The organism is Streptomyces sp. NBC_00353, assembly GCF_036108815.1.
Taxonomy (GTDB): Bacteria; Actinomycetota; Actinomycetes; order Streptomycetales; family Streptomycetaceae; genus Streptomyces.
Map to the genome: position 1 here is coordinate 7,392,605 of NZ_CP107985.1, position 20,186 is coordinate 7,412,790.

Sequence of the window (20,186 nt, forward strand, 5' to 3'; positions counted from 1 at the left end):
ATGCGCCGCCGAGCCGGCCTCGTACTCCTGGCCTTCGCCGTGTTCTTCGCCGCCCTGTCACCCCTGCTGCGCTGGTACGCCTTTCCGAGGCTGGCGAAGATCCCCCCGAGCCAGTACCAGGAGATGGTGCTGGAGGCGAAGCCCGCCACCCTCCTCGACTACAACGACGGCATGAAGGTCAAGCAGGTCCCCAAGGTCACCATCGTGCAGACCCTCAAGGGCAACGTGGAGGCGTCCGAGAAGATCGAGCGCAGCGCCGGCCGCGACGTCGTCGTCTGGGACGGCCTCAGCTACGTCGTCGACCCGAACGGCAAGATGGTCTCGGAGATCCCCGAGCGCTACATCTTCGACGCGCACAGCCAGGCCCCCGTCCACGCCACCGGCGAGATGGTCGACGGCGACCCGGTCGAGCGCCAGGGCATCGAGTTCAAGTGGCCCTTCCTCACCCAGAAGCGCGACTACGAGTACTTCGACGCCCAGAGCCGCACCACCTCGCCCATCCACTACAAGGGCACCCGGAAGTTCCGCGGCATGGACGTCTACTACTTCGAGCAGACCATCCCGTGGACCGAGGTCCCGATGCCGAAGAAGATGCCGATCAAGGGCGTCACCCCCGAGCAGGTCGCCAAGACGGGCATGACCCGCTGGTACACCACCAAGCGGATGTTCTGGGTCGACCCGGTCACCGGCGCACCCGTCAACGGCGAGGAGATCCACAAGGAGGAGCTCCGCAACGCGAAGGCGATGGGCATGCCCCAGGACACGGTCACCGCGTTCGCCGGGCACGTGAAGATGCGCGAGGACTACATCGAGTACACCGTCGCCCTGGTGAAGTCCCAGCGGGTGCTGATCCTGCTGCTCACCTCGTACCTGCCCTGGGGCTTCCTGGTGCTCGCCGCCGGGCTGCTCACGCTCGCGCTGTGGCTGGAGGCGCGGTCCCGGCGGCCGGGCGGCCGGCAGCCGGAGCCGGCCGCCGCACCCGCCCCGGATCCGGCGCCTACTCCCGCCTGAGCCGTGCCGACGTGTACCGGGTCGCCTCCACCGTCGTCGGGTCCTCCGGCCACGGATGCTTCGGGTAGCGGCCGCGCAGCTCCGCCCGCACCGCCCGGTATCCGTCCCGCCAGAACGACGCCAGATCCGCGGTGACCGCCGCCGGGCGGCCCGCGGGGGAGAGCAGATGGACGAGGACGGGCACCCCGGCCACCTTCGGTGTCTCGGTGAGACCGAACAGCTCCTGGAGCTTCACCGCAAGCACGGGCTGATCGCCGCCGTACTCCACCCGGATCCGCGACCCGCTCGGCACCTCGATGCGCTCCGGTGCCAGCTCGTCCAGCCGGGCCGCCTCGCCGGTCGCCCACGGCAGGAGCCGCCGCAGCGCCTGCCCGGCGTCGATCCTCGCCAGGTCGGAGCGGCGGCGGGCCCGGGACAGTTCGGGCTCCAGCCACTCCTCGGTACGGGCCAGCAGCGCACCGTCCGACACATCCGGCCACGGGGTGCCCAGCTCCCGGTGCAGAAAGGCGAGCCGCTCGCGCAGCTGCCCGGTCTCCCGGCTCCAGCGCAGCAGCCCGAGCCCCTCGCGCCCGAGCCCGTCCACCAGCGCCGCCCGCACCAGCTCGGGCCTCGGCTGCTTCAGCGCGCGCGCCGACAGTTCGACGGCGCCCAGCCGTTCCACCGAGCGCGCCACCACATCGCCGTCCACCCAGCGGACCTCCTCACCGGAGAACCGCAGATGCCCGGCGGCCAGCCGCGCCGTGTCCTCGTCGATGACGGCGGCGAGCCGCACCCGGGCGGACGCCGCGTGCGCCGGCCGGTCCGCGACCGCGACGGCCAGCCACGGCGCACTGCGCAGCCGGGACCCGTCCCGCAGCTCCGCGCCGGTCCCCGACGCCATCAGGAAGGCCCCTTCGCCGCGGGCCCGCGCCACCCGCTCCGGAAACGCCAGCGCCGCCACCAGGCCGACGGCCGCATCGTCCGAACCACCCCGGCCGGATCCCTCGCCGCTGCTCTCGATGGACGACGACAGCCGCCGTACCTCCTGCCGCCAGCGCGCGGCATAGCCGTCCCCGCCCCGTCGTGCGGTACGCAGTGCGGCCGCCAGATCGTCCCCGTACTCCCGCGGCGGCTCCTCGCTCAGCAGCGCCACCACCTCGGCCGCCCGGCGGCTGCCGACCTCGGCCGCACCGTCCAGGAGCGCCCGCGCGAGCCGCGGATGCAGACCCAGCCGGGACATCCGTACGCCCCGGTCGGTCACCCGGCCGTCCGCGTCCACCGCGCCGACCGCCGTCAGCGTCTCGCGGGCCACGCCCATCGCTCCGGCCGGCGGCGGATCCAGGAGCGCCAGACCCGACGCGTCCGGATCGCCCCAGCACGCCGCCTGCAGCGCGAACGCCGCCAGATCGGCCACCTTGATCTCCGGCGACGGGAATCGCGCCAGCCGCCCGTCCTCCCCCTGCTCCCAGCACCGGTACACCGCGCCCGGTGCCTCACGCCCGGCCCGGCCCGCCCGCTGCCTCCCCGCCGCCTGCGAGGCCCGTACCGTCGTCAGCGCGCTCAGCCCGCGCGCATGATCGGTACGCGGTTCCCTGGCCAGGCCCGAATCGACGACGATCCGCACCCCCGGCACGGTCAGCGACGACTCGGCGACGGAGGTCGCGAGCACCACCCGGCGGCCTTCCGACGAACCCGCCAGCACGGCGTCCTGCACCGCCGCCGGAGCCCGCCCGTGCACCTGCAGAACCTCTGCGGGCACCCCCGCCAGCTGTCCCGCGACGCGGCCGATCTCACCGACGCCCGGCAGGAAACACAGCACATCGCCGTCCCGCTCCGCGAGCGCCCGGCGCACCATCGAGGCGACATGCGTCAGCAGCGCCGGGTCGACCCGCATCCCGTGCGGCGGCCTGACCGGCCTCACCGGCGGGGCCCACACCACCTCCACCGGGTGCGACACGCCCTGCGCCTCGACGACCGGTGCGTCACCGAGCAGCCGGGCCCAGCCCTGCGCGTCCGTCGTCGCCGACGCGGCGACCAGCCGCAGATCGGGCCGGATCGCCTCCCGTACATCGAGGAGGAACGCGGCGACCGTGTCCGCGTCCAGATGCCGTTCGTGGCACTCGTCGATGATCACCGCATCGACCCCGGCGAGCTCCTGGTCGCGCTGGAGCCGTTGCAGGAGCACGCCGGTGGTCACGACCTCCACCACCGTGTCGCGCCCCACGACACGCTCCCCGCGGACGGTGAACCCGACGCGCCGCCCGGTCTGCTCCCCGAGGAGCCACGCCATCCGCCGCGCCGCCGCGCGGGCAGCGATCCGGCGCGGCTCGGCGACCACCACACGGCGCGCGGGCCCGCCGCCGACCAGGCCCGCGAGGACCAGCGGGACCAGCGTCGTCTTGCCGGTGCCGGGCGGTGCGCAGAGCACCGCGACACCCCGGTCGTCGAGCGCCTGCCGGAGCGCGGGCACGGCGGTACGGACGGGCAGCCGGTCGAGGGCGTCGGTACGGATCACGCCCCCAGTCTCGTACGACCGGCGCCCGGTACCGCACGGCGGGCGCTCAGTCCGGTAGGACCTGGTCGGCGCACGGGTCCCGTACGCCGTGCGGCAGGAATGCTCAGTCGCGTACGCAGACGAAGATTGCCGTGCCCGGGATCAGGTTTCCGCGCAGCGGGGACCAGCCGCCCCACTCCTGGTCGTTCCAGGCCGGCCACTCCGGCTCGACCAGGTCGAGCAGCCGGAACCCGCCGGCCACCACGTCCCGCACCCGGTCGCCCACCGTCCGGTGGTGCTCGACGTACACGGCGTTGCCCTGCTCGTCCTGCTCGACGTACGGAGTGCGGTCGAAGTACGAGGCGGCGACCGACAGGCCCTCGGGGCCCGGCTCGTCGGGGAACGCCCAGCGGATCGGGTGCGTCACCGAGAAGACCCAGCGGCCCCCCGGGCGCAGCACCCGGTGCACCTCGCGGAAGACCTGGACCGGGTCGGCGACGAACGGCACCGCACCGTAGGCGGAGCAGGCCAGGTCGAAGGAGCCGTCCCGGAACGGCAGCACCCCGGCATCCGCCTCCACGAGCGGCACCCCGCCGCCGATCCGCAGCGCGTGCTGGAGCTGGCGGTGGGAGAGGTCGAGGGCGACGGGGCGGGCGCCGCGGGCCGCCAGCCAGCGCGAGCACTGCGCCGCGCCCGCGCCGATCTCCAGGACGGCCAGGCCGCTCAGCGACTCGGCGGGTCCGAGCAGACCGGCGTCGGCCTCGTCGAGACCTTCCGGACCCCAGACGAAACGGTCGTCGCCGAGGAAGGCGCCGTGGTCGCTCTGGTACTCGTCGGCGTGCCGGTCCCACCAGCCGCGACTGGCCCGGCTGCTCTCCGCTTTCCCGGCGCTGCGGCGTGTCGCTTCGGGTTCGGCGGTGTAGATCTCTTGGCTCATCGTGTCCGTCGTTGTAGTTTGCCTTCACCCCGTTGCACGCGGTACGTACCTTGGGGGTACTTGTGAGTACGGAACCGTACTCACGCAACACGGCCGGGGCCGATGTGGCCTCGGAGAACAAGAATTGTGTCGGGTTTGGGCCTTTGTGCCCCGGGTGTCCGCCTTCGCGCATTGACCCTGCCCGGCTGCCCCCGTATGCTACAAGTTGCGCTGCGAGCCTGCGCGCCTCAGACCTAGCAGGCCGCGCTTGCGTCTGTTGTATGTCCCCTCGGTTCACGAGGCGCCTCCCGCTCGCGGGTCGGGCGCTTCCCAGGCTGTCCGGCTTCTGCAGAGGCGATACGGGCTCACGGCGTAGCAGTACCTACGACTCACTGTCCGTACCGGAGCCCTTTCCCACATGACGAGCAGCACCGAGACCACCGCCACCACTCCGCAGGTTGCGGTCAACGACATCGGCGACGCGGACGCGTTCCTCGCGGCGATCGACGAGACGATCAAGTACTTCAACGACGGCGACATCGTTGACGGTGTCATCGTCAAGGTTGACCGGGACGAGGTTCTCCTCGACATCGGTTACAAGACCGAAGGCGTCATCCCGAGCCGCGAGCTCTCGATCAAGCACGACGTCGACCCGAACGAGGTCGTCAAGGTCGGCGACGAGATCGAGGCCCTGGTTCTCCAGAAGGAGGACAAGGAAGGCCGCCTGATCCTCTCGAAGAAGCGCGCTCAGTACGAGCGTGCCTGGGGCACCATCGAGAAGATCAAGGAAGAAGACGGCATCGTCACCGGTACCGTCATCGAGGTCGTCAAGGGTGGTCTCATCCTCGACATCGGCCTCCGTGGCTTCCTCCCGGCGTCGCTCGTCGAGATGCGTCGTGTCCGCGACCTTCAGCCCTACGTGGGCAAGGAGCTCGAGGCGAAGATCATCGAGCTGGACAAGAACCGCAACAACGTGGTCCTGTCCCGCCGTGCCTGGCTCGAGCAGACCCAGAGCGAGGTCCGTCAGACCTTCCTCACGACCCTGCAGAAGGGCCAGGTCCGCTCCGGCGTCGTCTCCTCGATCGTCAACTTCGGTGCGTTCGTGGACCTCGGTGGCGTCGACGGTCTCGTGCACGTCTCCGAGCTCTCCTGGAAGCACATCGACCACCCCTCCGAGGTTGTCGAGGTCGGCCAGGAAGTCACCGTCGAGGTTCTCGACGTCGACATGGACCGCGAGCGCGTCTCGCTGTCGCTCAAGGCGACGCAGGAAGACCCGTGGCAGCAGTTCGCCCGTACGCACCAGATCGGGCAGGTCGTTCCCGGTAAGGTCACGAAGCTCGTTCCGTTCGGTGCGTTCGTGCGCGTCGACGAGGGCATCGAGGGTCTGGTCCACATCTCCGAGCTGGCCGAGCGCCACGTGGAGATCCCGGAGCAGGTCGTCCAGGTCAACGACGAGATCTTCGTCAAGGTCATCGACATCGACCTCGAGCGTCGTCGCATCAGCCTCTCGCTGAAGCAGGCCAACGAGTCCTTCGGTGCCGACCCGGCGTCGGTCGAGTTCGACCCGACCCTGTACGGCATGGCCGCGTCCTACGACGACCAGGGCAACTACATCTACCCCGAGGGCTTCGACCCCGAGACCAACGACTGGCTCGAGGGCTACGAGACCCAGCGCGAGGCGTGGGAGACGCAGTACGCCGAGGCGCAGCAGCGCTTCGAGCAGCACCAGGCCCAGGTCATCAAGTCCCGCGAGGCCGACGAGGCCGCTGCGGCCGAGGGCGCTGCTGCCCCGGCCGGCGGTACCCCGGCTGCCTCGGGTGGCACCGGTGGCGGCGGCTCGTACTCCTCGGAGTCCGCGGACAACTCCGGCGCCCTGGCGTCGGACGAGGCCCTGGCTGCCCTGCGCGAGAAGCTGGCGGGCGGCCAGAGCTGACGCTCTGACCCTCCGGTCGGTCATCGACTGCAGTAGCTGACGAGTGAGGCCCGCTCCCTTCGGGGAGCGGGCCTCACTCGTTTTCGCGGCCGGGGTTACGGCGTGACCGTGATGTTGGTCAGGCCGTTGCCGCCGGTGACCGTGTTGCTGCTGTAGACGGTGGTCGGGCAGCTCGCGCTGTAGTTGGTGACGTTGAAGGCGATCCGCTTGTCGCCCGTGGAGCCGGACAGGTCCGAGGTGTTGTCGCGGAACACGGTGCCGCAGCCCCAGCCGCTCTGCTGGGTGTGGGTCTCGAAGCCGTTGTCGGTCGTACGGGAGCCCGTGTTGCCCTCGACCAGGACGTCATTGCCCTTCACGTCGACCCAGGAGTCGTCGTAGTTGGCGCCGGTCAGCCCGCTGCCGTCGAAGGTGTTGCCGATGATCTTCGCTCCGGTGGTGCCTTCCTTGATGTCGACGTTCTCCCCGCCGACGCCCGGCCCGATCGTGTTGTTCAGGATCTGCACCTGGTCGCTGCGGTCGGTGAGATCACCGGCCGTGCCGACGTAGACGCCCTCGCCCATGCCGCGGCCGTCGTGCCCGGTGTCGTAGATCCGCGAGTTCCTGATGACGCCGTTCGTGCTGGACTTGCGGAAGTGCACGCCCTCCATGTCCAGGTCGTGCACGGTCACCGAGTCGATGACGACGCCGTTGGCGGCGTCGGCCATGATGCCTTTCTGGCCGCCGGTGACGGTGACGCCCTGGACGGTCCAGTAGGAGGCACCGTTGAGGTGGAGCCCGTAGCCGCCGGCTGCGGTGAGGACCGCCCCGGCCGAGCCGGTGAGGGTGATCCGGGCGGAGGCGGTGCCGGGGGCGGTCGCCTTGAAGTTGCCGGTGTACGTGCCGTCGGCGAGCCGGATCGTGTTGCCGGGGACCGCTGCGGCCAGGGCCGTCTTGAGCTGGGCGGCGGTGCTCACGTCGATGACCGTGGCGGCGCCGGCGGCGGTGGCGGAGACGGGAGTCAGGCCTCCGGTGGCGAGCGCCGTGGCCAGCAGGGCGGGGAGCAGCGTGCGGGTACGCATGGGGGTGCCTTCCCGTCGAAGGAGTGCGAGCCGTTCTTGTACATGAATATGGGGCGTATGTCTGAACGTGCTGCCCAGTGACGGTAGGGATGGGGCGTGCCCCTGTCAAGGTCTGGACCATTGTTCGGCTACCGCCGTCGCGCGGTGAACAGAGAGAAACGTGCGGGATACACGAGTAACTGACGGGCCGTAACACGCGCTTGCCAGGATCCCGGCAACGTCAAGATCTGAACGGGAGCCGGGACATGACGCACACTTCGAACAACTCGCCCTCGGCGACGGGCGCGAGCCGCCGCAGCTTTCTGCGCCAGGTCGGGATCACCGGTGGGGCGGGCGCGATGTTCGCGACCATGGGAGCCCTCGGCCTCGCCCCCACTGCCCAGGCCGCACAACGCGAACCCGCCTTCCACGCCCCGAGCAAGGGTGACTTCACGCTGAAGGGGAAGGGGGCGGCCAAGGTCGTCGTCGTCGGCGGCGGCATCGCCGGACTCGCTGCCGCATACGAGCTGGGCAAGGCCGGCTACGACTGTACGGTCCTGGAGGCGCGGAGCCGTACCGGCGGGCGCAACTTCACCGTGCGCGGCGGCGATTCCACCACCGACATCCATGGCAACCGGCAGACCGCCCGCTTCAGCGACGGGCAGTACATGAACGCGGGACCCGCCCGGATTCCGCAATGGATGGTCACCCTCGACTACTGTCGCGAACTCGGCGTCCCCATCGAGGTGTTCACCAATGTGAACGCCAACGCCTATATCTTCAACGAGAAGGCCGGCATGAAGGCGCCGGTCCGCTACCGCACCGCCAAGGCCGATGTGTACGGCTATGTGGCCGAACTCCTCGCCAAGGCCACCGACAAGGGCGCCCTCGACCGTCGGATCACCGTGGACGACCAGGAGCGACTCCTGGAATTCCTCAAGGACTTCGGAGACATCGGCGACACGCTCGACTACACCGGCAGCGCCCGGCGCGGGTACCGCGTCGACCCCGCTGCCGCCGGAACCCCCGGCGAGGAACTCGGCTCCGTACCGTCCGCCTCCGAGGTCTTCGCGAGCGGCGTCGGACGCTACTTCTCCTTCGAGTTCGAGTACGACCAGGCCATGCTGATGTTCCAGCCGGTCGGCGGTATGGACCGGATACCCGCAGCCCTCACCCGGGCGATAGGTGAGCGCAGGATCCGCACCGGAGCCGCCGTCAGCAAAATCACCGACACGGCTCACGGCGTCACCGTCACGTACACCCAGGACGGACACACCCGCACCATCGACGCGGACTACTGCATCGCCGCCCTGCCGCCCAACATCCTCGCCAAGACCGCCCACAACCTCGGCCCCGCCGTACAGACCGCGCTGGAGGCCTGCAAGCCGTCCTCGGCCGGCAAGATCGGCCTGGAGTACCGCAGCCGCTGGTGGGAGACCGACCACCGGATCTACGGCGGCATCACCGAGACCGACATGGATCTGTCACACATCTGGTACCCGTCGTACGGTCACAACGGCGCGCGCGGCACTCTCATCGGGTACTACAACTACGGTGCGCAGGCCGACGCGTACGCCGCACTCACCCCGAGCGAGCGGGAGGCGCGTGCCGTCGCCCAGGGCGTGAAGATCCACGGCGAGAAGTACCGCACGGAACTCGCCTCGTCCTTCTCCCACCACTGGCGTCAGACCCCGCACCTGGAGGCCGCCTGGCACTCGCTGGCCGGTGGCCCCGACGCCCCCGTCTTCGCGCCGCTCAACCAGGCCGCCGGACGCGTCTACTTCGCCGGTGACTACCTGAGCTACGCCGACGCCTGGCAGCACGGCGCCTTCAGTTCCGCACGGAAGGCGGTCACCGCACTGCACACGCGCGTCCTGGCGTAAACACCCTGTGAAAGGGCACGTGCAGGGAATGCCCGTGCCCTTTCGGACGTTCTTCCCTAGGAACACGAGGAGGAGCGGTAACCGTGCCTGATCCGCAGAGTTTGTACGAATGGGAGCCGAAGGGCCTGGCCGTCGTCGACATGGCGCTCGCCCAGGAGTCGGCCGGCCTGGTCATGCTCTACCACTTCGAGGGATACATCGACGCGGGTGAGACGGGCGAGCAGATCGTGGACGGCCTGCTCGAATCGCTGCCGCACCAGGTCGTGGCCCGCTTCGACCACGACAGGCTCGTCGACTACCGCGCACGGCGCCCGCTGCTGACGTTCAAGCGTGACCGCTGGTCGGGGTACGAGACCCCGACGCTGGACGTCCGGGTGGTCCAGGACGCCACCGGGGCGCCTTTCCTGCTGCTGTCCGGGCCCGAGCCGGACGTGGAGTGGGAGAGGTTCGCCGCAGCCGTCGAGCAGATCGTCGAGCGGCTGGGCGTCCGCCTCTCCGTCAACTTCCACGGCATCCCGATGGGCGTCCCGCACACGCGCCCGGTCGGCATCACCCCGCACGGCAACCGCACGGACCTGATGCCGGGCCACCGCAGCCCGTTCGACGAGGCGCAGGTCCCCGGCTCCGCCGAGGCCCTGGTGGAGTACCGGCTGATGCAGGCCGGACACGACGTCCTCGGTGTCGCCACCCACGTGCCGCACTACGTCGCCCGCTCCGCCTACCCGGACGCCGCGCTCACCGCGCTGGAGGCGATCACGGCCGCGACCGGACTGGTCCTGCCGAGCATCGCCCACTCGCTGCGCACGGAGGCGCACCGCACACAGACCGAGATCGACCGCCAGATCGACCAGGGCGACGAGGAGCTCGTCTCGCTCGTCGAGGGGCTCGAGCACCAGTACGACGCGATCGCGGGCTCCGAGACGCGCGGCAACCTGGTCGCGGAATCGGTCGACCTGCCGTCGGCCGACGAGATCGGCCTCGAATTCGAGCGGTTCCTCGCCGAGCGGGAGGGCGACGCCTGACGGATCGGCGCGGGCGATGCCGTGCCCTGGCGGGCGGGTGCGCCGTGACCGGGCCATGACCGGCCGGGGGTCGCGCATTAGGCTGCCGACCATGCTGAAAGTAGGCCTGACCGGTGGTATCGGCGCCGGCAAGAGCGAAGTGTCACGGCTGCTGGTCTCGTACGGGGCCGTGCTGATCGACGCCGACAGGATCGCGCGCGAGGTCGTCGAGCCCGGGACCCCCGGACTCGCGGCCGTCGTCGACGCGTTCGGCGAAGGCATCCTCACCGCCGACGGCACCCTGGACCGGCCGAAGCTCGGCTCGATCGTCTTCTCCGACGCGGACCGGCTCGCCACCCTCAATGCGATCGTCCACCCGCTGGTCGGTGCACGCTCCGCCGAGCTGGAGCGTGCCGCAGGCCCCGACTCCGTCGTCGTCCATGACGTCCCCCTCCTCACCGAGAACGGCCTCGCCCCGCTCTACGACCTGGTCGTGGTCGTGGACGCCACCCCGGAGACCCAGCTCGACCGGCTCGTACGGCTGCGCGGAATGACGGAGTCCGAGGCCCGCGCCCGGATGGCCGCGCAGGCCACCCGCGAGCAGCGCCGCGCCGTCGCCGATCTGATCATCGACAACGACGGGCCGCTCGGGGCGCTGGAGCCGCAGGTCCGCAAGGTCTGGGCGGAGCTGACCCGGCGGGCGGCGGCCGGCTGACCACCGGACCGGAATACCGGTACCCGGCGGGACGTTGGAAAGCCGGAAGCGAAGGGAAGGATGCGAGCGTGCCCGAGAGGACCCCGGAAACCCATGTCATAGACTTCCGCGCGGCCGAACGCCTGCTGGCCGCGCGCGATCCACGGGGTGCGGTCAAGCTCCTGGACTCGGTGATCGCAGCCCATCCGGAGAACACGGCCGCCCGTCTGCTGCGGGCCCGCGCCTTCTTCGCCGCCGCCCAACTGCGCCCCGCCGAGCTCGAATTCGAACTCGTTCTGGAGCGCGAACCGGACAACGCGTTCGCACACTTCGCGCTGGCCCGAACCTTCCAGCGCTCCGGCCGCTCGGAAGCAGCCGTGCGCCACTTCCGGCTGGCCGCCGCCCTCGACCCGAACCCGGAGTACCTGCGGGCGGCCCGCTTCGACGCGGGCGCCTGACGGCCTCGGCCCGTCGCGCGTAGCTGCGCCGGAACCGGTGCGTACACGCGCCGCCGGAACCGAACCGAGGCTTCAGTGTCCGTACCGGCGGCGTCCGCCGTGGTCCGGCTCGTACGGGGGGATGTTGCGGCCCGGCTGGTAGTGCGGGCCCTGGTGGATGTGGTGGACGATCACCGCAAGATCCACCAGCGTCAGCAGGAGCAGCAGTCCGCAGGCCACGGCCCAGCCCGGACGGTCGACCAGGGAGAAGGCCGTCAGGCCGAAAAGGGCCCAGGCCATGCCCCATAGACTCAGGCACAGCCGCAGTCGCAGGGGGCTGCGTGCAGTCATCGGTTCGTTACCGGTACGCATGGCGATCGCCTCTCCTACCAGGATGGACCCACGACTGCGGTTTTGAGGCACGTCGAGACAGATTGTGGGGGACCGTCCGTGAACGGCACACCATGGCGGAACAGCGCCGCCCGCAGGGCCCGGGTCCGCGGGTCGCTGCTGGGCGGTGCGATCGGGGACGCACTGGGCAACCCGGTGGAGTTCCTCTCGCTCGCCGGCATCCGCAGGGCGTACGGAGAGGACGGCGTCCGGGGACTCGTCGCGGACGCGGACGGGGCCGTCGGCCGGATCACCGACGACACGCAGATGACCCTGTTCACCGCCGAAGGGCTGATCAGGGCGCACTCCCGGGCGATGTCGAAGGGCATCGGCGGCGCCGAGACCGCCCTCGTACGCAACGCCTATCTGCGCTGGCTCGACACCCAGAACCACCCCGCACCACCGGCCCGCGGCGGGGACGACCCCGTGCGGACCGGGTGGCTGCGGCAGCAGCGCTTCCTGTACGCGCGCCGTGCCCCGGGCAACGCCTGCCTGACCGGGCTCGCCGCCGAGCACATCCCCGACCCGGCGGGTCCGTTCGGCCGTCCCGGGCCGGTCAACACCGGGTCCAAGGGATGCGGCACGGTGATGCGGTCCGCGCCCTTCGGCCTGATCGGTGAGGGAGCGGAGACCGGGTTCGGGCTGGCGTACCGGTGCGCGCAGATCACTCACGGGCACCTGACCGGTGCGTACGCTGCCGGTGCGTTCGCCGCGATCATCGCCCATCTGATGGAGGGCGACTCGATGGCGGGTGCCGTGCTCCGGGCCATGGAGCTGCTGGCCCGCCACCCGGGGCACGAGGAGACGACGGTGGCGCTGCGCGCGGCTGTCGACCTGGCCGCGCAGGGCGCGCCGACCGCCGAGAAGGTGGAGTCACTGGGCGCGGGCTGGGTGGCCGAGGAGGCCCTCGCCATTGCCGTGTACTGCGCCCTGGTGCTGCCGGACGCCGACCAGGTCGCTCGGGCGCTGCTGCTCTCGGTCAACCACTCGGGCGACAGCGACTCCACCGGTTCGGTCTGCGGAAATCTGCTCGGCGCCCGCCACGCAGACGTGCAACTCCCGCCGTCCTGGCTGGTGCTGACGGAGGGGCGGGGAGTGATCGCCGAGCTGGCCGACGATCTGTGTCTGGAGTTCGAGCAGGCGGTGGAGTGGCCGCAGGAGCGCTATCCGGTGTGCTGACGGGTCTTCCCCCTGCCCCCACCCGGACCGGGAACGGTGCCCAACGGCCGTTCGTTCGGCTGTACATGAGTGGATCACTGGTGCGTGAGGGATATTCGGGGACGGGGCCCGGCTCGATCACACCGGACGGCTGCGCGGTCGAGCTGTACGCGCGGCTGTCCGTCGGGGCCGAACCGGACGTGATCGAGGCGGCGGTACCCGCCGGTGCGAGCATTCTGGAGCTCGGCTGCGGGGCGGGCCGGGTGACCCATCCGCTGGTCGCACGCGGCTTCGAGGTCACGGCCGTGGACGAGTCGGCGCAGATGCTGGAACACATTCGGGGCGCGCGCACGGTGCGGAGCCCCATCGAGTCGCTCGAGCTCGGCGGCGAGACGTTCGACGTGGTGATGCTGGCGTCGTTCCTGGTGCACACGAGCGAGCACCGGGTGCGCGACGCCATGCTGCGGACCTGCCGGAGATACGTCAGGGACGGCGGCGTCGTACTCCTTCAGCGCGAGGGCGCCGACTACCACACCGATCTGCCGCGGGAGCGGGTCGATCCGGCTGGATACACCGTGCGGATCGTCTCGGCGGACCCCGTCGGCGACGGGGTGAACTCGGTGCACGCGGAGTACATCTTCGACGATGCGCGATGGACCCAGACGTTCCTGTCGCGGGAGCTGACGAAGGAACAGTTCGAGGGACACCTGGAGGCGGCGGGACTCGCCGTCGACCGCTATCTGACGGATGACGGGGTGTGGGTAAGGGCGGTGCCCAGGTAGTCGCCGGGGCGACGGGACCGAGAAGACCGTCCGTCCGGAAGCGATGAGTTCCGGACCGCTGCGGGGTCTTTCCTTGCGTACGCAACACCGCGCGACGCTTCCCGAGGAGACCCGGATGTCCGAGACCACGACGAACACCACTGCCACCACCACCGGGACGACCGCGCCCGCGGCACGCAGCCGGGGTGCGGTCGCGCTCACCGTCGCACGGGTCGTGCTCGCCCTGTTCTTCGCCTTCAGCGCGTTCGCCAAGCTGATCGCCCATGAGTCCGCGATCGAGTCCTTCGACCGGATGGGCTGGAGCCATGGTGCGATGTACGTCATCGGAGCCCTGGAGATGGCGGGCGCCGTCGCCCTGCTGGTGCCCCTGCTGTCCGGGGTGGCGGCGATCGCCTTCGTCGGGTTGCTGGCCGGAGCGTCCGTCGTCCAGCTCACGCTGCTCGACCCGGTGAACGCGATCATGCCGGCGCTGCTCATCGTGCTGGTCGTCCTGATCGCCCGGGACCGGCAGGAGAGCACGGCACGGCTGATCGCGCTCGTGCGTCGGCGCGCTTAGGGACATCGGCGGGGCGTGGGCCCCGCGCCCGTCAGTGGACCGTGCTGAAGCTGCGCCAGGGGAGAGCGCTCGGCGGATTGACGTCGGCGAGCGTGGTGGCGACATACGTCGTCCCCGGACCCGTGCAGTTGGGCGTGCGGTACAGGATGATGTCGATCAGGGTCCCGTTCAGCACTTCTTTGGCGCCCGCCGGAGCGAGCCGGTGGCAGCCTTTCACGGAGGGGCTGTTCAGCATGATCACGGCGTCCCGCTCGGTGACGTAGGTGACCGGCCCGACCGCGGTGCGGCCGAGGCCGGAGCAGCCCGCGACGGTGAGGGTCAGGAGCGCGGTCCCGGCGGCGATGCCGAGACGGCGGCGTCGGTGATCGATCACGGGCATGGGCGGGTCCTCGTCTGTGTCGTCCGGCTCATCTGTACCGCTAGTCACGCTGCCCCCTCGCGGCCGCCCCGGCATCCGGTGCGCGGCCTGCCGGGTGACCGTGGATCGGACCCATGTTCGCCTGGTGTTCATATGGGGCATAACGTGGTAATAGCGGCAAGAGTCGCATGTGTCCGGCTGGCAGGGGGCCGTCATGGTCCAAGAACTGATGGTCGCCGTAGTGACGGTGGCGTCCGTGGGGGCGGTCTATGTGGCCGCGGCTGCGAAGGTCGTCAAGCAGTACGAACGGGGCGTCGTGCTGAGGCTGGGCAGGCTGCGCAACGATGTGCGCGGACCCGGATTCACCATGGTGCTTCCCGGTATCGAGCGGCTGCACAAGGTCAACATGCAGATCGTGACGATGCCGGTGCCCGCACAGGACGGCATCACGCGGGACAACGTGACGGTGCGGGTGGACGCGGTCATCTACTTCAAGGTGGTCGACGCGGCCAGCGCGGTCGTGGAGGTCGAGGACTACCGGTTCGCGGTGTCGCAGATGGCGCAGACATCCTTGCGCTCGATCATCGGCAAGAGCGACCTGGACGATCTGCTGTCCAACCGGGAGAAGCTGAACCAGGGGCTGGAGCTCATGATCGACAGTCCGGCCGTGGGATGGGGCGTCCAGATCGACCGGGTGGAGATCAAGGACGTATCGCTGCCGGAGACGATGAAACGCTCCATGGCGCGTCAGGCCGAGGCCGACCGGGAGCGGCGCGCGCGTGTCATCAACGCGGACGCGGAGCTCCAGGCATCGAAGAAGCTGGCCGAGGCGGCGAAGGAGATGTCCTCCCAGCCGGCCGCGCTCCAGCTACGACTGCTGCAGACCGTGGTCGCGGTCGCCGCGGAGAAGAACTCCACGCTGGTGCTGCCGTTCCCGGTGGAGCTGCTCCGCTTCCTGGAGCGGGCCCAGCAGCCCGTATCGACGCAGCAGCAGGCGCAACTCCAGCCGCAGCCTCAGCAACAACAGCCCGAGCAACAACCGTCGCAGCAGCCACAGCAGCCGCCGCCTGTGTCGCCTGCGCCCGCCGCCGCACCCACCCCTTCCGGGCCCGCGCGGGTCACTCGCTCCAAGCCGCTGGCCAGGCACTGACCTGCGCGAATACCGGTGCGAGACCGGTTGTCACACCCCCCGCCTAGACTCGCAGAGACAGAGAGGATCGGACGATCAAGGGCGGGACGGGAGGGGAGCGATGACCTCGGCACCACACGTACAGCAACAGACGCAGGACGCGGCAACTGCCCGCCTCCTGCGTTGTGCTGCCGTCTTCCTGCCCGCCCCACTGCCGAGAGAGGGACGCGTCGCCTTCTGGGACCCGGACGGCGGACCGCTACCGGCGATCGGCGGCGCCCACGAACAGACTGCGGCCGAGACCGCCGAGATCACGGTGGTACGACGCCACGGAGAGCAGGACGACGTCCGCCGCCGGACGGTACCCGCCGTGCTGCTGCCCGTCGCCGATGCCGTGCCCCTGCTGGCCCGCGCCCGGCATCAGCAGTCCGCCCACCCGGCCGCGCGCTGCTGGGGCGCGGCCGCACTCCATGCGCTCAACCTGGTGGCGCGCGGCAGGCTGGTCCCCGGCCTGACGGCCGACGACCACGACGCCTGGCGGGCCGGACCGCGCGACGCCGAGGACATCGCCCATCTGCGGGCGGTCGCCGCCGCCATGCCGCCCGAGGCCTACGCCGTCCCGCTTCCTGACCGCACACCGCTCCGGCTCCCCGACCCCGAGTCGCTGCTCGGCGCCTTCCTCGACGCGGTCGCCGACACCCTGCCCCGGACGCCCGCCGCGGCGTACGCGACGGGTGCCCCCTTCGCGGCCCGCGAGGCCCAGCATCTGCCCCGGGCCCGAGACTGGGCCGTCGAGGTCGCGGCCGGTCTGGACGCGGGGGTACGGGTATCGCTCCGCCTCGACCTGTCGGCGTACGAGCTCTTCGACACGGCCGACACCTACGGCAACCCCGACGCCGAGGACGCGGCCGACGGAACCGCCGCCGGTGCCGACGGGCCCGAGGCCTCCGGGAGCTCCGCGGAGGTCCACCCGGGCGCCGCCCGGCACGCCGCCGCGGCGATCACGCAGGTGCACAGCCTGGCCGACCCGACGTACGTCATCGACGCCGCCGCACTATGGAACGGCGGCGGAGGAGAGCCGTTCGGTCCCCGGGCCAGGATCGACGCCGTGCTCGCGCTGCGCCGTGCCGCCCGCGTCTGGGCGCCGTTGGAACGGCTGCTGGACCAGCCGGTCCCCGATGTGCTCGCCCTGACCGAGGACGAGCTGTACGAGCTACTGAGCGACGCCGGGGCGCGGCTGGCGCAGGCCGGGGTGAGCGTCCACTGGCCGCGTGAGCTCGTGCGTTCGCTGACCGCCGCCGCCGTGGTCCGGCCCGCACCCGGCTCGGCCACCGACGGCACCTCGTTCTTCGACGCCGAGCAGCTCTTCGCCTTCAACTGGCAGTTGTCCCTCGGCGACGAACAGCTCACCGAGCGGGAGATGGACATCCTCGCGGAGGCCCATCGGCCGGTGGTGCGCCTGCGGGACCAGTGGGTCGTCGTCGACCCCGCGCTCGTACGCAAGGCGCGCAAGCGGGAGCTCGGGCTGCTCGATCCGGTGGACGCCCTCGCCGTCGCGCTGACCGGCAGCGCGGAGGTGGACGGCGAGCAGGTCGAGGCGGTGCCGGCCGGTGCCCTCGCCGAGCTCCGTACCCGCATCCTCGCCGACGACACGGCCGTCGCACCGCCGCCCGGGCTCGATGCCACGCTCCGCGACTACCAACTGCGCGGCCTGGCCTGGCTGGACCGCATGACATCGCTGGGCCTCGGCGGCTGCCTCGCCGACGACATGGGACTCGGCAAGACCATCACCGTCATCGCCCTCCATCTGCACCGCGCGCAACCCGCACCCACCCTGGTGATCTGTCCCGCCTCCCTCCTCGGCAACTGGCACCGCGAGATCAACCGCTTCGCCCCCGGTGTCCCCGTGCGCCGCTTCCACGGCACCGGCCGCACGCTCGACGACCCCGACGGCGGCTTCGTCCTCACCACGTACGGCACGATGCGCTCCAGCGCGACCCAACTCGCCGCCCACAGCTGGGGACTTGTCGTGGCCGACGAGGCGCAGCATGTGAAGAACCCGCACTCCTCCACGGCGAAGGCGCTGCGCACCATCCCGGCACCGGCCAGGATCGCCCTCACCGGCACCCCCGTGGAGAACAACCTCTCCGAGCTCTGGGCCCTGCTCGACTGGACCACCCCCGGACTGCTCGGCCCGCTCAAGGCGTTCCGTGCCCGGCACGCCCGGATCGTCGAGAACACCGGCACCGCGGCAGGACTCGGTAACGACGACGCGGTCGAGCGCCTTTCCCGGCTGGTCAGGCCGTTCCTGCTGCGCCGCAAGAAGTCCGACCCGGGCATCGCCCCGGAGCTGCCGCCCAAGACGGAGACCGACCACCCCGTCTTCCTCACCCGCGAACAGGCCACGCTCTACGAGGCGGCGGTGCGCGAGACCATGGCGTTCATCGAAGCCTCGGAGGGCATCGCCCGCCGCGGTCTGATCATGAAGCTGCTGGCCTCGCTCAAGCAGATCTGCAACCACCCGGCGCAGTATCTGAAGGAGGAACCGACCCGCCTCATCGGCCGCTCCGGCAAGCTCGCCCTGCTCGACGAGCTGCTCGACACGATCCTCGCCGAGGACGGCTCCGTGCTGATCTTCACCCAGTACGTGACGATGGCCCGGCTCCTCTCCGCGCACCTCGCCTCGCGCGCCGTCCCCTCCCAGCTCCTGCACGGCGGAACACCGGTGGCCGAGCGGGAACGGATGGTGGACCGCTTCCAGTCCGGCGAAGTACCCGTCTTCCTGCTCTCCCTCAAGGCGGCCGGCACCGGGCTGAACCTCACCCGCGCCGCCCACGTCATCCACTACGACCGCTGGTGGAACCCGGCCGTCGAGGAACAGGCCACGGACCGTGCGTACCGCATCGGGCAGACACAGCCCGTCCAGGTTCACCGGCTGATCGCGGAAGGCACCGTCGAGGACCGGATCGGCGAGATGCTGGCGGCCAAGCAGGCCCTGGCCGACGCGGTCCTCGGCACCGGAGAGACCGCGCTGACCGAGCTCAGCGACCGCGACCTCGCCGATCTCGTCGCGCTCCGGAGGCCGTCATGAGCCCCCGCTCCCAGCCCTCGTCCCCGTCGTACGTCAGGGCCCGCCCCGGCCCCGACGACCTGCGGCGCACCTTCGAGGCCGTTCCGCCCCGCACGTCCCACGGCGACGAACCGTTCGCGGACACCTGGTGGGGGCGGTCCTGGGTGGCGGCGCTGGAGTCCCTGTCGATGGACGAGGGCCGGCTCGCCCGCGGCCGTACCTACGCCGACAGCGGCCATGTCGCCGCGATCACCGTCACCCCCGGCCGCGTCGTCGCCTACGTCCAGGGCAGCCGCCCCCGTCCGTACCGCGCCGAGCTGCGGCTGCGCCCCCTCACCGACACCGGCTGGGACACCTTCCTCGACGCCGTCGCCGCCCGGCCCGACCATCTCGCCGCGCTGCTCGCCAAGGAGATGCCGCACACCCTCGTCGACACGGCGGCCGAGGCGGGCACCGGACTGCTGCCCGCCGCGAACGACCTCGACCCGAGCTGCTCCTGCCCCGACCACGGCTGGCCCTGCAAGCATGTCGCCGCCCTCTGCTACCAGATGGCCCGCCTGCTGGACACCGACCCGTTCGTCCTCCTGCTGCTGCGCGGCCGCGGTGAGCGCGAACTCGTCGAGGAGCTGGGCCGGCGCAGCGCGGCGCACGGTGCCCGGGAACGCCCCACGGCCCCCACCACCCCCTCCGTACCGGCGCGCGAGGCCCTGGCCGGCCGCTTCCTCCCGCCGCTGCCCGCCCCGCTCCCGGTACCGTCGCAGCCCGGCCAGCCACCCTCGTACCCGCCGCTGCCCGGCGCCCGCGACCCGCTCTCGCTCGACCACCTCGCCACGGACGCGGCCGCCCGCGCGCACGCCCTCCTCACCACCGGCCAGGACCCCCTCTCCGGGATCACGCCCTGGCAGGACGCCGTCCGGCTGGCCGCTGCCCGACCCACCGCCGGACTCACCGCCACCACCCGCGCCCTCTACCGGGAACTGGCTTTCGCCACCGGCCGTACCACCACCGACCTGGCCCGCGCCGTCGCAGCTTGGCGCCAGGGCGGCGCCGAGGGCCTGGAGGTCCTGGAAATACCCTGGGACCCCCCGGCCGGCCCCTTCGACCGGGCCCGCCCCGCCCTCGCGGCCGCCGACTTCCCCCGCTTCCAGCCCTGGCGCAACCACCTCACGCACCCCGCCGGAACAATTCAGCTCCGCTTCGGCCACGACGGCCGCTGGTACGGCTATGAATCGGACCCGGGCAAGGACGACTGGTGGCCCCGTTCCATGCCGGACGTGGACCCGGTGGGCACTCTCACGGCGCTGCTCGGCCGCTGACCACCGGCGCCCCCTGGCCCCGGCAGCCGGCGTTCAGGTGGG

At 71.2% G+C, this 20,186-nt stretch carries 17 protein-coding genes; 12 read left to right on the forward strand and 5 right to left on the reverse strand.

Features of this window, described 5'->3' with window-relative positions; translation table 11 throughout:
* The gene (locus OHA88_RS33305) at positions 1 to 1,011 is read left to right on the forward strand and encodes a DUF3068 domain-containing protein (protein ID WP_328628222.1); all 1,011 of its coding nucleotides are present in this window, start codon (positions 1 to 3) and stop codon (positions 1,009 to 1,011) included.
* On the opposite strand, the gene hrpB is transcribed toward OHA88_RS33305, so the two are convergent.
* Both hrpB and OHA88_RS33315 read right to left on the reverse strand, forming a co-directional pair.
* Positions 998 to 3,505, reverse strand: a complete 2,508-nt coding sequence (gene hrpB / locus OHA88_RS33310) for an ATP-dependent helicase HrpB (RefSeq protein ID WP_328628223.1) — start codon at positions 3,503 to 3,505, stop codon at positions 998 to 1,000. The two genes, OHA88_RS33305 and hrpB, sit on opposite strands and share 14 nt — an antisense overlap.
* A 103-nt stretch (positions 3,506 to 3,608) precedes the next feature.
* Positions 3,609 to 4,421, reverse strand: coding sequence for a class I SAM-dependent methyltransferase (locus OHA88_RS33315; protein WP_328628224.1), 813 nt, complete (start codon positions 4,419 to 4,421; stop codon positions 3,609 to 3,611).
* A 397-nt stretch (positions 4,422 to 4,818) separates the two neighbouring features.
* Here OHA88_RS33315 and rpsA point away from each other — a divergent pair, with 397 nt between their 5' ends.
* The gene (gene rpsA, locus OHA88_RS33320) at positions 4,819 to 6,333 is read left to right on the forward strand and encodes a 30S ribosomal protein S1 (protein ID WP_328628225.1); all 1,515 of its coding nucleotides are present in this window, start codon (positions 4,819 to 4,821) and stop codon (positions 6,331 to 6,333) included.
* Between the two features lie 95 nt (positions 6,334 to 6,428).
* On the opposite strand, the gene OHA88_RS33325 is transcribed toward rpsA, so the two are convergent.
* Positions 6,429 to 7,391 carry a right-handed parallel beta-helix repeat-containing protein gene (locus OHA88_RS33325; protein ID WP_328628226.1) on the reverse strand — a complete coding sequence of 321 codons (963 nt, stop codon included), beginning with the start codon at positions 7,389 to 7,391 and terminating at the stop codon, positions 6,429 to 6,431.
* Positions 7,392 to 7,729: 338 nt separating this feature from the next.
* Between OHA88_RS33325 and OHA88_RS33330 the strand changes: the two genes are divergently transcribed.
* The 4 genes from OHA88_RS33330 (at position 7,730) to OHA88_RS33345 (ending at position 11,406) form a co-directional block, all read left to right on the forward strand.
* The gene (locus OHA88_RS33330) at positions 7,730 to 9,253 is read left to right on the forward strand and encodes a flavin monoamine oxidase family protein (protein ID WP_328629855.1); all 1,524 of its coding nucleotides are present in this window, start codon (positions 7,730 to 7,732) and stop codon (positions 9,251 to 9,253) included.
* An 83-nt stretch (positions 9,254 to 9,336) separates the two neighbouring features.
* Positions 9,337 to 10,275, forward strand: coding sequence for a PAC2 family protein (locus tag OHA88_RS33335; RefSeq protein ID WP_267005726.1), 939 nt, complete (start codon positions 9,337 to 9,339; stop codon positions 10,273 to 10,275).
* A gap of 91 nt (positions 10,276 to 10,366) precedes the next feature.
* Positions 10,367 to 10,969 carry a dephospho-CoA kinase gene (gene coaE / locus OHA88_RS33340; protein WP_328628227.1) on the forward strand — a complete coding sequence of 201 codons (603 nt, stop codon included), beginning with the start codon at positions 10,367 to 10,369 and terminating at the stop codon, positions 10,967 to 10,969.
* Between the two features lie 68 nt (positions 10,970 to 11,037).
* A complete protein-coding gene (locus tag OHA88_RS33345) occupies positions 11,038 to 11,406 on the forward strand; it encodes a tetratricopeptide repeat protein (RefSeq protein ID WP_267005728.1) in 369 nt (122 codons plus the stop codon).
* Between the two features lie 72 nt (positions 11,407 to 11,478).
* Here the strand turns inward: OHA88_RS33345 and OHA88_RS33350 are convergent, their stop codons facing one another.
* Positions 11,479 to 11,757, reverse strand: coding sequence for a DUF6343 family protein (locus OHA88_RS33350; protein WP_326603064.1), 279 nt, complete (start codon positions 11,755 to 11,757; stop codon positions 11,479 to 11,481).
* Between the two features lie 78 nt (positions 11,758 to 11,835).
* Between OHA88_RS33350 and OHA88_RS33355 the strand changes: the two genes are divergently transcribed.
* The 3 genes from OHA88_RS33355 (at position 11,836) to OHA88_RS33365 (ending at position 14,271) form a co-directional block, all read left to right on the forward strand.
* Positions 11,836 to 12,954, forward strand: a complete 1,119-nt coding sequence (locus OHA88_RS33355; RefSeq protein ID WP_328628228.1) for an ADP-ribosylglycohydrolase family protein — start codon at positions 11,836 to 11,838, stop codon at positions 12,952 to 12,954.
* A 65-nt stretch (positions 12,955 to 13,019) separates the two neighbouring features.
* Entirely contained in the window at positions 13,020 to 13,715 is a 696-nt protein-coding gene (locus OHA88_RS33360) for a class I SAM-dependent methyltransferase (RefSeq protein WP_328628229.1), read from the forward strand.
* 115 nt (positions 13,716 to 13,830) lie between these two features.
* Entirely contained in the window at positions 13,831 to 14,271 is a 441-nt protein-coding gene (locus tag OHA88_RS33365) for a DoxX family protein (RefSeq protein ID WP_328628230.1), read from the forward strand.
* A 31-nt stretch (positions 14,272 to 14,302) separates the two neighbouring features.
* On the opposite strand, the gene OHA88_RS33370 is transcribed toward OHA88_RS33365, so the two are convergent.
* Complete coding sequence (locus OHA88_RS33370; protein WP_328628231.1) at positions 14,303 to 14,650, reverse strand: hypothetical protein; 348 nt, start codon at positions 14,648 to 14,650, stop codon at positions 14,303 to 14,305.
* Between the two features lie 193 nt (positions 14,651 to 14,843).
* Between OHA88_RS33370 and OHA88_RS33375 the strand changes: the two genes are divergently transcribed.
* From OHA88_RS33375 to OHA88_RS33385, 3 genes are all read left to right on the forward strand, one after another.
* A complete protein-coding gene (locus OHA88_RS33375) occupies positions 14,844 to 15,779 on the forward strand; it encodes a slipin family protein (protein ID WP_328628232.1) in 936 nt (311 codons plus the stop codon).
* 100 nt (positions 15,780 to 15,879) lie between these two features.
* The gene (locus OHA88_RS33380) at positions 15,880 to 18,849 is read left to right on the forward strand and encodes a DEAD/DEAH box helicase (protein WP_328628233.1); all 2,970 of its coding nucleotides are present in this window, start codon (positions 15,880 to 15,882) and stop codon (positions 18,847 to 18,849) included.
* Positions 18,846 to 20,144 carry an SWIM zinc finger family protein gene (locus tag OHA88_RS33385; protein WP_328628234.1) on the forward strand — a complete coding sequence of 433 codons (1,299 nt, stop codon included), beginning with the start codon at positions 18,846 to 18,848 and terminating at the stop codon, positions 20,142 to 20,144. Before OHA88_RS33380 ends, OHA88_RS33385 begins: the two co-directional genes overlap by 4 nt.
* Positions 20,145 to 20,186: the final 42 nt, after the last annotated feature.

What these genes read in the sequence shown, in the direction of transcription:
- OHA88_RS33370 (WP_328628231.1), bottom strand. Translation starts at nt 14,650, where the DNA reads ATGCCCGTGATCGATCACCGACGCCGCCGTCTCGGCATCGCCGCCGGG.
- OHA88_RS33380 (WP_328628233.1), top strand. Translation starts at nt 15,880, where the DNA reads ATGACCTCGGCACCACACGTACAGCAACAGACGCAGGACGCGGCAACT.
- OHA88_RS33315 (WP_328628224.1), bottom strand. Translation starts at nt 4,421, where the DNA reads ATGAGCCAAGAGATCTACACCGCCGAACCCGAAGCGACACGCCGCAGC.
- rpsA (WP_328628225.1), top strand. Translation starts at nt 4,819, where the DNA reads ATGACGAGCAGCACCGAGACCACCGCCACCACTCCGCAGGTTGCGGTC.
- coaE (WP_328628227.1), top strand. Translation starts at nt 10,367, where the DNA reads ATGCTGAAAGTAGGCCTGACCGGTGGTATCGGCGCCGGCAAGAGCGAA.
- OHA88_RS33360 (WP_328628229.1), top strand. Translation starts at nt 13,020, where the DNA reads ATGAGTGGATCACTGGTGCGTGAGGGATATTCGGGGACGGGGCCCGGC.
- OHA88_RS33305 (WP_328628222.1), top strand. Translation starts at nt 1, where the DNA reads ATGCGCCGCCGAGCCGGCCTCGTACTCCTGGCCTTCGCCGTGTTCTTC.
- OHA88_RS33330 (WP_328629855.1), top strand. Translation starts at nt 7,730, where the DNA reads ATGTTCGCGACCATGGGAGCCCTCGGCCTCGCCCCCACTGCCCAGGCC.
- OHA88_RS33385 (WP_328628234.1), top strand. Translation starts at nt 18,846, where the DNA reads ATGAGCCCCCGCTCCCAGCCCTCGTCCCCGTCGTACGTCAGGGCCCGC.
- OHA88_RS33375 (WP_328628232.1), top strand. Translation starts at nt 14,844, where the DNA reads ATGGTCCAAGAACTGATGGTCGCCGTAGTGACGGTGGCGTCCGTGGGG.
- OHA88_RS33365 (WP_328628230.1), top strand. Translation starts at nt 13,831, where the DNA reads ATGTCCGAGACCACGACGAACACCACTGCCACCACCACCGGGACGACC.
- OHA88_RS33325 (WP_328628226.1), bottom strand. Translation starts at nt 7,391, where the DNA reads ATGCGTACCCGCACGCTGCTCCCCGCCCTGCTGGCCACGGCGCTCGCC.
- OHA88_RS33350 (WP_326603064.1), bottom strand. Translation starts at nt 11,757, where the DNA reads ATGCGTACCGGTAACGAACCGATGACTGCACGCAGCCCCCTGCGACTG.